The organism is Albimonas sp. (genome assembly GCF_055129145.1).
Map to the genome: position 1 here is coordinate 43,427 of NZ_JBSRTQ010000010.1, position 10,609 is coordinate 54,035.

A 10,609-nucleotide genomic window follows, 5' to 3' on the forward strand; every position below is an offset into this window, starting at 1 on the left:
GACGAGACATGGACGAGCGCTTCGGTCGGGACTGGTGGCCCCATGGCGTGGCCTATCCGGCGGCGCGAATCGCGGCGGGGCTGTTGACGGGCGCGCTGTCGGCGGCGGCGCTGGCCACCGTTTCCGCCGTGACGCTGGCGAGCGTTTCGGGCGGGGACGCGCCGGACCAGGTCGCCCTGCGCGTGCTGATCCCGGCGCTGGCGGGGTTCATGGTGTTCGCCGCCACCTTCGGTTTCGCCGCCATGCTGGGCCTGTGGTCGGCGCGCCGGCGCGACGCGCTGGCCTTCGCCGCCGCCGGCGCAGCCTGCGGCGTGGTCTTCGCCTTTCTCACCACGACGATGTTCGGCCAGGCGCCGTCCCTCGCCCTGCCCATCACGATGGGTGTGGCGGGCGCGCTGATAATGCTGGTGGCGCGCTGGGTGGCGGGCATTCGCCAGGTCTGACCGGCGCCCCGGCGCGGTCCCCCGCGCCGGAAACCGTCCGGATCAGTAGCTGTATTCGCCGTAGATCTTCGACAGATCGCCGTTCCATTCGCCGTGGAACTTGGCGAGCAGCTCGTCGGCCGGCGTCTCGCCCCGGTCGACCGTCTCGCGCAGCGCATCGAGGAAATGGGTCTCGTTGGGGATCAGCCCGCCGGCGCCCGGACGGGCCCGCGCGGTCAGCCCGGCATGCGAGATATCCAGCACCCGCCGCGACAGATCCCGCATCGACTCGCCCCGGATCGCGGCGTCGAGCCCATGGATCCCGGCGTCGACGCGCAGGGTCTCGCGCTCCTCCGCCGTCCAGTCCTTGCAGACGTCCCAGGCGGCGTCGAGCGCCGACTGGTCGTACATCAGCCCCACCCAGAACGCCGGCAGCGCGCAGATCCGCCGCCACGGGCCGCCGTCGGCGCCGCGCATCTCGATGAACTTCTTGATGCGCGCCTCGGGGAAGATGGTGGTCAGGTGGTCGGCCCAGTCGGACAGGGTCGGCGTCTCGCCCGGCAGGGCCGGCAGCTTGCCGACCATGAAATCGCGGAACGACTGGCCGAGCGCGTCGATATACTTGCCGTCGCGATAGACGAAATACATCGGCACATCGAGCGCATAGTCCACATAGCGCTCGAACCCCATGCCGTCTTCGAACACGAAGGGCAGCATCCCGGTGCGGGCGTCGTCGAGCCCCCGCCAGATCTTGGAGCGCCAGGACTTCATGCCGTTGGGCTTGCCCTCGAAGAACGGCGAGTTGGCGAAGAGCGCGGTCGCCACCGGCTGCAACGCCAGGCCGACGCGGAATTTCCGCACCATGTCGGCTTCGGAGCCGAAGTCGAGATTCACCTGGATGGTGCAGGTCCGGTACATCATCTGGGCGCCCCAGGGACCGATCGACTGCATGTAGCGGGTCATCAGCCGATAACGCCCCTTGGGCATCATCGACATGTCCTCATGCCTCCATTCCGGCGCGGCGCCGAGCCCGATGAAACCGGCCCCGATGGCGTCGCCGACTTCGCGGACCTCGGCGAGGTGCTGGTTGGTCTCGTCGCAGGTCTGGTGCAGCGTCTCCAGCGGCGCGCCGGAAAGCTCGAGCTGGCCGCCCGGCTCCAGGCTGACATTGGCGCCGTCCTTGGTCAGGCCGATCAGCTCGCCCGCCTCCTCGATCGGCGCCCAGCCGAAGCGTTCGCGCAGACCTTCCAGCATGGCGTGGATCGAGGTCTTCCCCTCGTAGGGCAGCGGCGCATGGCTGCCGCGGATGTAGCCGAACTTCTCATGTTCGGTGCCGATCCGGTAGTCTTCGGCCGGCTTGCAGCCTTCGGCGAGGTATTCCGCCAGCTGCTCGGGCCGCTCGATCGGGCCGCCGCCGCTCTGAGGTATCGACATGCCCGTCTCCCGCTCCCCTCGACCGCGCGGATCCGCGGCGCCGGCCAGACTTAGGCGGGGCGGCGGGGCTCGGCAATACCATCCGGCTTCCTGATCTTCACCCTTGGCCGGCCGTGCGCTCTCGTTGCCGAAGCGTCACGGGCGACGGGGCCTTGCCGACCACGGGGGCCCGTGCGGGCGACGGAAGCCTGGCGGCCGGACGATTCAGAACGCCTACTCGCCTTCGTGATAATTGGCGCGCCGCCAGATCGGCCGCACGCCGACCCCGTCGGCGTCGAAAGCCTCGCGCACCGCGCGCATCGAGAAGCCGGGCAGCGCCGACAGCGCTTCGGGCAGCGCCTCGACCCCCTCGGCGCCGATCGGGACCAGCAGCGGCGGCGCGTCCACCGGCCGCAGCCGCCAGGCGAGCCCGGCATTGTTCTTCAGCTGGATCGCTTCGACCGTCCACAGGTCGGCCAGCGTCACCACGCCGCCGTCCGACAGGCCGTCCGAGGGGCCGAAATAGGCGACGCGGCCTTCCTCGACCGTGACCACGCCGGGTCCGTCCAGCCCCCGAGGCACCCGCGCGCGCTCCAGCGCCGCAAGCACCCAGAGCAGCAGCACCAGCCCCGCCACCAGCACCGGCCAGCCCATCAGGCCGCCGCGCTGGATCATCAGTCCGCCGATGACCAGCAGCGACGCGGCCAGCAGGGCGGCCACGCCCGTCTCCAGCCATCGCGGCGCGTGCCGCAGGATCCAATCGCCGCCGTTCATGCCTCGGTCTCGCCTTCTGCCCAATCCCCGATACAGCTTTGCCATATCGCCAGCGCCGACGTCGCCGCGGTGTCGGCGCGCAGGATACGCGGGCCGAGCGAGGCGGCGACCACGCCGGAAAGCCGACGCAGGCGCAAGGCCTCATCGTCCGAAAAGCCGCCCTCGGGTCCGATCAGCACCGCCCAGGGACCGGGGGTCGCCCGTTCGGCCGCGTAGGGGGCCAACGCCTCCGCCAGCGGAGGCGCGTCGCGCCGCTCGTCGCAGAAGATCAGCCGCCGGCCGGCGTCCCCGCCCCGCCCCCAGGCGTCGAGCACGCGGTCCAGCCGCTCCGGCTCCGCCAGTTCGGGGATCGAGAGGAAGCCGCATTGCTCCGCCGCCTCCACCATATGGGCGCGCAGGCGGTCGCCGCGCAGCCGCTCGGCGTTGGTGCGATGGGTGAACACCGGGCGCAGGGCGGCGCAGCCGAGCTCGCAGGCCTTTTCCACGATGAAATCGGTGCGGGCCTTCTTCACCGGGGCGAACAGCAGATGCAGGTCGCGGGGCCGGGTCTGGGGGCGGCTGCGCGCCCGGCAGACCAGCCGGCCGCCGCGGCGCCCGGCCTCGACCACGTCGGCGATCCACTCCCCGTCGCGCCCGTTGAACAGCAAGGCCGCCGCGCCCACCCCCATGCGCATCACCGCGAACAGGTAATGCGCCTGCGGCTGGGCCAGATCGACCGCGGCGCCTGCGGCCAGATCGCTCTCCACGAACAGCCTGACCTTGGCGGTGGGTTCTGGCATAAGGCCTCCATGACCGACACGCGAAATACGAACACCCGGTGGGATAGCCCGCCCGATCCGTCGGGGCGAGTCTTCGACGCCGTCGACCGCAACTGGGTGGACGACCACGCCCCGGCCTGGTCGCGCCCCTGGCTCAGGCTCAGCCGCGCCGACCGGCCGGCCGGCACCTGGCTGCTGCTGATCCCGTGCTGGTGGGGGCTGGCGCTGGCCATCGCCGCCGATCCGGCCGGGGCCCGGTGGGAGGACCTGCGCATTGCGCTGGTCTGCGCCGTCGGCGCCTTCCTGATGCGCGGGGCCGGCTGCACCTGGAACGACATCACCGACCGCCATATCGACGGCTCGGTCGCGCGCACCCGGTCGCGGCCGATTCCCTCCGGCCAGGTCACCACCCGCGGCGCCGTCGCCTGGATGTGCGTGCAGGCGCTGATCGCCTTCGGGCTGCTGCTGACGCTCTCGCCCGCCGCGATCCTGCTCGGCATCGTCTCCCTCGGCCCGGTCTGCATCTACCCGTTCATGAAGCGCGTGACCTGGTGGCCGCAGATCTTCCTCGGCATCGCCTTCAACTGGGGGGTGCTGCTGGCCTGGGCGGCGCATTCGGGCGGGCTCGGCTGGCCGCCGGTGCTGCTCTATCTGGCCGGGATGGCCTGGACCATCTTCTACGACACCATCTACGCCTGCCAGGACGCCGAGGACGACGCCCTGATCGGCGTCAAATCCACTGCCCGCCTGTTCGGAGAGAACACCGCCAGGCGTCTCGTGGTGTTCCTGGTCGCCGCCGTGACCCTCGCCCTGATCGCGGTCACGCTGGCCACGGCCAAGGCAGGCGCGCTCGCCGCCCTGCTGGCGCTGGCCGGGGTCTGGGCCTTCGGCTGGCGGCTGCACTGGCAGCTCTCGCGGCTTGACATCCACGACAACGCCCGCTGCCTGCGGCTTTTCCGCGACAGCCGCAACGCCGGGTTGTTCTTGACGTTGGGTCTGCTCTTCGCCGCCCTCGTTTGAACGCAGGGCTCATGGTAACACCGCGCAGAACTTATCAGGCTGGCGGCGCGACGCGGGCGGTCGCGATTCCAGCATCTTCGGCGAGGACAGAGGTCCACCATGGCGAATCCGACGGATTTCGAACAGTATATCGTTGAGCTGACGAACCGATTCCGCATCGATCCGGGCGGATCGTTCGACCGGATCGTGGACAGCGAGCCGCAATCCACCGGTTTCGATCCGAATGTGACCGCGGCGCTGCAGTACTTCGAGGTCAACCTCGACCTGCTGAAGGCCGAGCTCGCCGCCCTGCCCCAGGTCCAGCCGCTGGCCTGGAACGATTCGCTCAACGAGGCGGCGCAGCTGCATACCCAGCGCATGAAGGACGCCGACGAGCAGGCGCACCAGCTCCCCGGCGAGGGCGATCTCGGCGACCGCGTGCGCGACGCGGGCTATATCCACACCCAGGCGACCGAGAACGTCTTCGCCTTCGCCGAGAGCGCCCTGCACGCCCACCACGCCTTCGTGGTGGACTGGGGTCCGGGCCCGGACGGCATGCAGAGCCCGCGCGGCCATCGCGACAACCTGATCGACGCCCAGATGCGCGAGATCGGGGTCGGGGTCCTGACCGACAACAGCGGCGCGACCGATGTCGGCCCGATCCTGCTGACCGAGAATCTCGGCGTCCGCTCCTCCACCGGCCCGTTCCTGCTGGGCGCGGCCTTCCGGGACCGCGACGGCGACGACCATTTCTCGATGGGCGAAGGCCTGGGCGGCATGAAGGTGAAGGTCGGCGGCCGCGGCCTCGAGAAGACCGCCCCCTCCGGCGGCTACGGTCTGGAGACCGGCGAGGGCACGTTCAACCTGATCATCAAGGGCCGCCCGGTTCAGGGCAAGATCGCGGCCTCGGTCGAGATCGGGTCGGACAACGTCAAGATCGACCTGATGGACAAGACGCATCTGTTCACCACCGGCGATCTCGACCTGAAGAAGGGCGCGTCTTCGGTCACCGCGCTGGGCTCGCAGGACATCGACCTTTCGGGCAAGAACGGTCGCGACCTGCTGGTCGGCAACGACGGCGCCAACCGGCTGGACGGCGAAGGCGGGCGCGACCGGATCGAGGGCGGCGACGGGGACGACCTGATCGTCGGCGGCCGCGGCCGGGACACGCTGCTCGGCGGCGACGGGGCGGACGACTTCCAGTTCGGCATGCGCGACGGCCGCGACCGCATCCTCGACTGGGACGACGGCGACCAGATCGCGATCAACGGTTCGGTGGAGGCGTCGGACATCGACATCACCGCCAAACGCGGCGACGCGGTGATCCATTTCGGGCGCAGTTTCGTGATCGTCGAGGATCAGGCCGGCAACATCACCCTGGACGACCTGCTGTTCTGACCCGACGCCTTCGGGCCGACCCGGGCCGACGACGAAAGGGGAGCGCCGCAAGGCGCTCCCCTTTTTCGCGGCCCCGGCGCGGCGGCGTCAGTCCTTCTGCAGCTCCGGGGGCGGCGTCTCCGGCGGCGGGGCGGGCGGCGGCGGGGCGGGCGCGGCCTTGGGGTCGGGCCCCGGACCGTCGTCGCCGGAGAACAGGACCCGCGCCGCGTCCCCCTCCAGATCCTTGTACTGGCCGCGTTTGAGCGACCACAGGAACGCCGCCAGCCCCAGCAGCCCGAGGAAGATCGACACCGGGATGGTGGCGAGCAGGACGTTCATGACGCCGTCTTCCCCGCATCCGGGCCCGCGCTTTTTCCGGCCCCGCGAAGCCTCAGCGCGTTGAGCGTCACCACGATCGACGACCCTGACATGGCCAGCGCCGCGATCAGCGGCGTGACATGCCCGGTCGCGGCCAGCGGCACCGCCACCAGGTTGTAGACCGCGGCCATCGCGAAATTCTCGCGCACCCGGGCCCGCGCCGCCCGCGCCACGTCCACCGCCAGCGCCACCGGGCCCAGCGAACGACCCGCGAGCGCCATGCCCGCCGCCGCCCGGCTGATATCGGCGGCCGAGGACGGCGAGATCGACGCCGCCGCCGCCGCCAGCGCCGGGGCGTCGTTGATGCCGTCGCCGACCATCAGCACTACATGGCCCCGCGCCGCCATCGCCTCCAGCGCCGCCACCTTGTCGGCGGGGGTCTGGCCGGCGCGGAAATCCTCGATTCCCGCCGCCGCCGCCGCCCGCGCCACCGGCCCGGGCGCGTCGCCGGAGAGGAGCCGCACCGCGAGCCCCCGCGCCTTCAGCGCCGCCACCGTCGCCGCCGCATCGGGGCGCAGCGGGTCTTCGAAGGCGAAGCGCAGCGGCGCGGCGTCGCCCAGCCGCAGCCAGACGGCCGAGACGTCGTCCGCCCCCCCCGCCCCGCACCAGTCGCCGCGCCCGAGCCGCGCCGCCTGCCCGTCGATGACGCCGGAGACGCCGCAGCCCGGAACCTCCGCCAGTCCCGACACCGCCGCAGCGATCACGCCGCGGGCGTCCGCCTCCGCCGCCAGCGCGCGCGAAAACGGGTGACGAGAGGCCCCGGCCAGCGCCAGCGCCGCCGACCAGGCCTCGGGCGCCTCGGGCCCTTCCAGAAATGCCGGCTCGCCGGTGGTGAGCGTCCCGGTCTTGTCGAAGACCACCGCGTCGACCTCGGCCAACCGCTCCAACGCCGCGCCGTCCTTCAAGAACACGCCCGCACGGAACAGCCGGCCCGAGGCCGTCGCGTGCACCGCGGGCGCGGCCAACCCCAGCGCGCAAGGGCAGGTGATGATCAGAACGGCGGCCGCGATCATCACCGCGTCGCGCAGATCCGCCCCCGCGAGCAGCCAGGCCGCGAAGGTCAGCGCGGCGGCGGCATGCACCACCGGCACATAGACCCGCGCCGCCCGCATCGCCCAGTCGGCGTAGCGGCCGCGCGCCTGCTCCGCCGCCTCGATCATCCGCGCGATCCCGGCGAGCACCGTGTCGTCGCCCGTCGCCGTCGCCTCGACCCGCAAGGGGCCGGAGAGGTTGAGCACGCCGGCATGGATCTCCGTCCCCGGGCGGGCCTGCTCCGGCGCGCTCTCGCCGGTGATCATCGCCCGGTCGAGGTCCGAGACCCCTTCCAGCACCACCCCATCCGCCGGAGCGCGCTCGCCCGCCGCGATCTCCACCACGTCGCCGGCCCGCAGATCCTCCACAGCGATCACCCGGCGCGCGCCGCCTTCACCGATCAGTGTCGCGGAATGGGCCTGCAGCCCGCTCAGCTCCACCGCCGCCAGGCGCGCCACGCGCCGGGTGCGATGGTCCAGATAGCGCCCGATCAGCAGGAAGAAGCTCAGCGACACCGCCGCGTCGAAATAGGCGTGCTCGCCGGAACGGATGGTCTCGCTCAGGCTCACCCCCGCCGCCAGGATCAGCGCGAGCGAGATCGGCACGTCCATGTTCACATGGCCCCGCCGCAGCATCCCCCAGGCGGAGCGGAAGAACGGCACCCCCGCGAAGGCGGTCGCGGGCAGCGCGATCAGGGCCGAGACCCAGTGCAGCAGATCGCGCGTCGCCCCGTCCGCCCCGGCCCAGACCGAGATCGACAGCAGCATCACGTTCATCATCGCGAAGCCCGCGACCGCCATGCGGGCCAGCAGGTCCCGCCCCTCGGCGTCGCGCTCCACGTCGCGCATGGCATGGGCGTCGAAGGGGCGGGCGGCGTAGCCGAGCGCGTCCAGCCCCGCCACCACATCCTCAGGCCCGGCGAGCGCGGGGTCGAACTCCACGCTCGCCCGGCGCAGCGACAGGTTGACCCGGGCCGACAGCATGCCGGGAGCCTTGGGCAGGTCCCGCTCGATCCGCTGGATGCAGGCGGGGCAATGGACGGCGGGGGTCAGCAGCTCGATCCGGACTCGGCCGGGTCCCGCCTCGGTCACGAAGCGGGCGAGCCCGCCGACGTCCGCGAAGCCCGCCGCCGCCCCGGTGGGGCAGCAGCCGCCCGCGAGGCCCGGACGCTCCGACGCGCGGAGGGGGGCGGCGAAGCTCATTCCGTCGCCGCCGCCGCGGCCTCTTCGGGCGCGATCCAGAATTCGTCGGCGATGGTGTAGACCGCCCCGTCCGACCGCAGCGCGGTGAGATCCGCCCGCCACATCCCGGCCGGCAGCGCGAGCCGCACGGCGTAGCCGGAGCCGTCTTCGGTGAACGCCACCTCCCGATCCTCGGCCAGCGTCGCCGGGCGGCCCACGCGCGCGGTCACGTTCAGCCCGGGCACAGGCGCCCCGTCAGGGCCCATCACCTCGACCCGCAGCGCGTCGCCGACCCAGTCGAAGGCGAAGGTCCAGCCCAGCGCCTTCTCGGCCTTCTGCTCCCGGTCGTATTTCTGCGCCTCGACATAGGGGTTGTCGGTGACCAGCCCCGGGAACCCGCCGACCGCCAGCGTCGCCATGGTGACGTTGACCGCGATGATCACCCCGAAGAAGGCCAGCGCCATGATCAGCACGCCCCGCCCGGTCAGCTTCCGCCCGCCGGCCGGACGCCCGGCCTTGCCGTTCTCCCCGTTCTCCATACCGCTCATGGCCCCCAGCTCCCCGGTTCGGGCGCGAGGAACGAGGTGCTCACGCTCACCCGCTCGCGCGTCTCGAGATCCTCGACCCACAGCTCCACCTCGGCATGTTCGCTGGGCCGGGCGAAGGGCAGCGTGGTCAGGAACAGGCGCAGGGTTCTCAATTTGTCGGCCTCCACCGTGAACTTCAGCCAATCCTGGCCCTGAATGTTTGCGGAAAGCGGCATGTCCGAGCGGAAGGAGAGCACGAATTCATGCGGCTCCCGGTTCTGATTGGCCACCTTGATGGTATAGCCATTTCGAATCGAACCGTCCGACAGCATCACGTAGGTCGGGTTTCGATCCCGCGCCACGCTGAGGTCGATCGAATCCCGCATGAACAGGGAAACGACCATGCCCAGCCCGATGCCGGCCCAGAGCACGGTGTAGAGGATCGTGCGCGGCCGCAGGATGCGCTTGCGCAGGGGCACGGCCGGCGCGCCCTGGGTTTCGATCGTCTCGTCCTGCAGGGTGATGTAGTCGATCAGGCCGCGGGGCTTGCCGGTCTTCTCCATCACGTCGTCGCAGGCGTCGATGCACAGCGCGCAGGTGATGCAGGCCAGCTGCTGGCCGTCGCGGATGTCGATCCCCATCGGGCAGACCGCCACGCAGGCGTTGCAGTCGATGCAGTCGCCGAGCTCGGGCTCGGCCTGCTTCTTCTGGTGCTTGCCCCGCGGCTCGCCCCGCCACGACCGATAGCCGACGGTGATGGTCTGGTCGTCCATCATCGCCGCCTGGATCCGCGGCCAGGGGCACATGTAGATGCAGACCTGTTCGCGCATGAAGCCGCCGAAGACGAAGGTCGTCGCGGTCAGCACGGCGATGGAGGCGTAGGCGACGAAGGCCGCCTCGCCGGTCGCCAGATCGCGCAGCAGGGTCGGGGCGTCGGCGAAGTAGAACACCCAGGCGCCGCCGGTCGCGACCCCGATGGCGAGCCAGACCACCCACTTGGTGACGCGCAGCCGGGCCTTGCGGGCGTCCCAGCCCTGCTTGTGCAGCTTGATGCGGGCGTTGCGGTCGCCCTCGATCCAGCGCTCGACGGTGATGTAGAGGTCGGTCCACACCGTCTGCGGGCAGGTGTAGCCGCACCAGACCCGGCCCAGCGCCGAGGTGAACAGGAAGAGCCCGAGCCCGGCCATGATCAGCAGGCCGGCCACGTAGTAGAATTGCTGCGGCCAGATCTCGATCCAGAAGAAGAAGAACCTTCGGTTGGCCATGTCGATCAGCACGGCCTGATCGGGCATCAGCGGCCCGCGGTCCCAGCGGATCCACGGCGTGAGGTAGTAGATCGCGAGCGTCACGCCCATGATCCACCATTTCAAAGTCCGGAACGTGCCCTTCACGCGTCGCGGAAAGATCGGAACGCGGGCGGCGTAGAGCGCGTCGTTGGCGGGCTTTAGGTCCGGCGGAGCCATCTTGAGCCTCGGTTCCAGGGCGGGTGAGCGCGGTTTGATCCTGCCCGCGTCGCCCGACCTTGATGCAAGTCAACCCGTGCTGCGGCGTGCTGTCCACACCGGAGCCGGGGCGCGGGGGGCCGCCGGCGGGCGGCGGCGGATCCCACGCCGCGCAAGAGGCGTGGGACGCTGCGTCATGACCGGGCGTGCGACGTCGGCGTGGGCCCGGCACGTAGGTAGGCGCGCGGCCGCGAACCGGGATGCGGCGCAGGGAAGCATCAGGCGCGAAAGTTCCGCAGGGGCAAG

The 10,609-nt window shown here is 71.2% G+C and carries 10 protein-coding genes; 3 read left to right on the forward strand and 7 right to left on the reverse strand.

Annotated features, from left to right (window positions below; translation table 11 throughout):
- The first annotated feature begins 8 nt into the window (after positions 1–8).
- Complete coding sequence (locus ACTB72_RS03410) at positions 9–443, forward strand: hypothetical protein (protein WP_463035579.1); 435 nt, start codon at positions 9–11, stop codon at positions 441–443.
- A gap of 42 nt (positions 444–485) precedes the next feature.
- Here ACTB72_RS03410 and ACTB72_RS03415 read toward each other — a convergent pair whose 3' ends face one another.
- From ACTB72_RS03415 to ACTB72_RS03425, 3 genes are all read right to left on the reverse strand, one after another.
- Positions 486–1,856, reverse strand: coding sequence for a glutamate--cysteine ligase (locus ACTB72_RS03415; RefSeq protein ID WP_463035580.1), 1,371 nt, complete (start codon positions 1,854–1,856; stop codon positions 486–488).
- Between the two features lie 213 nt (positions 1,857–2,069).
- Positions 2,070–2,609 carry a hypothetical protein gene (locus tag ACTB72_RS03420; protein ID WP_463035581.1) on the reverse strand — a complete coding sequence of 180 codons (540 nt, stop codon included), beginning with the start codon at positions 2,607–2,609 and terminating at the stop codon, positions 2,070–2,072.
- The gene (locus ACTB72_RS03425) at positions 2,606–3,388 is read right to left on the reverse strand and encodes a 16S rRNA (uracil(1498)-N(3))-methyltransferase (RefSeq protein ID WP_463035582.1); all 783 of its coding nucleotides are present in this window, start codon (positions 3,386–3,388) and stop codon (positions 2,606–2,608) included. Before ACTB72_RS03425 ends, ACTB72_RS03420 begins: the two co-directional genes overlap by 4 nt.
- A gap of 9 nt (positions 3,389–3,397) precedes the next feature.
- Here ACTB72_RS03425 and ubiA point away from each other — a divergent pair, with 9 nt between their 5' ends.
- Together ubiA and ACTB72_RS03435 are read left to right on the forward strand one after the other, a co-directional pair.
- A complete protein-coding gene (gene ubiA, locus ACTB72_RS03430; protein ID WP_463035583.1) occupies positions 3,398–4,387 on the forward strand; it encodes a 4-hydroxybenzoate octaprenyltransferase in 990 nt (329 codons plus the stop codon).
- 99 nt (positions 4,388–4,486) lie between these two features.
- Entirely contained in the window at positions 4,487–5,764 is a 1,278-nt protein-coding gene (locus tag ACTB72_RS03435) for a CAP domain-containing protein (RefSeq protein ID WP_463035584.1), read from the forward strand.
- Positions 5,765–5,851: 87 nt separating this feature from the next.
- Here the strand turns inward: ACTB72_RS03435 and ccoS are convergent, their stop codons facing one another.
- The 4 genes from ccoS to ccoG are packed head-to-tail and all read right to left on the reverse strand — an operon-like array spanning position 5,852 to position 10,324.
- On the reverse strand, positions 5,852–6,082 hold the full coding sequence (gene ccoS, locus ACTB72_RS03440) for a cbb3-type cytochrome oxidase assembly protein CcoS (RefSeq protein ID WP_463035585.1): 231 nt from the start codon (positions 6,080–6,082) through the stop codon (positions 5,852–5,854).
- Positions 6,079–8,355 (reverse strand): heavy metal translocating P-type ATPase, encoded by a 2,277-nt coding sequence (locus tag ACTB72_RS03445; protein WP_463035586.1) that lies wholly within the window; start codon positions 8,353–8,355, stop codon positions 6,079–6,081. Before ACTB72_RS03445 ends, ccoS begins: the two co-directional genes overlap by 4 nt.
- Entirely contained in the window at positions 8,352–8,882 is a 531-nt protein-coding gene (locus tag ACTB72_RS03450) for a FixH family protein (protein ID WP_463035587.1), read from the reverse strand. The genes ACTB72_RS03445 and ACTB72_RS03450 overlap by 4 nt, the downstream gene beginning before the upstream one ends.
- Positions 8,879–10,324, reverse strand: a complete 1,446-nt coding sequence (gene ccoG / locus ACTB72_RS03455; protein WP_463035588.1) for a cytochrome c oxidase accessory protein CcoG — start codon at positions 10,322–10,324, stop codon at positions 8,879–8,881. The genes ACTB72_RS03450 and ccoG overlap by 4 nt, the downstream gene beginning before the upstream one ends.
- Positions 10,325–10,609: the final 285 nt, after the last annotated feature.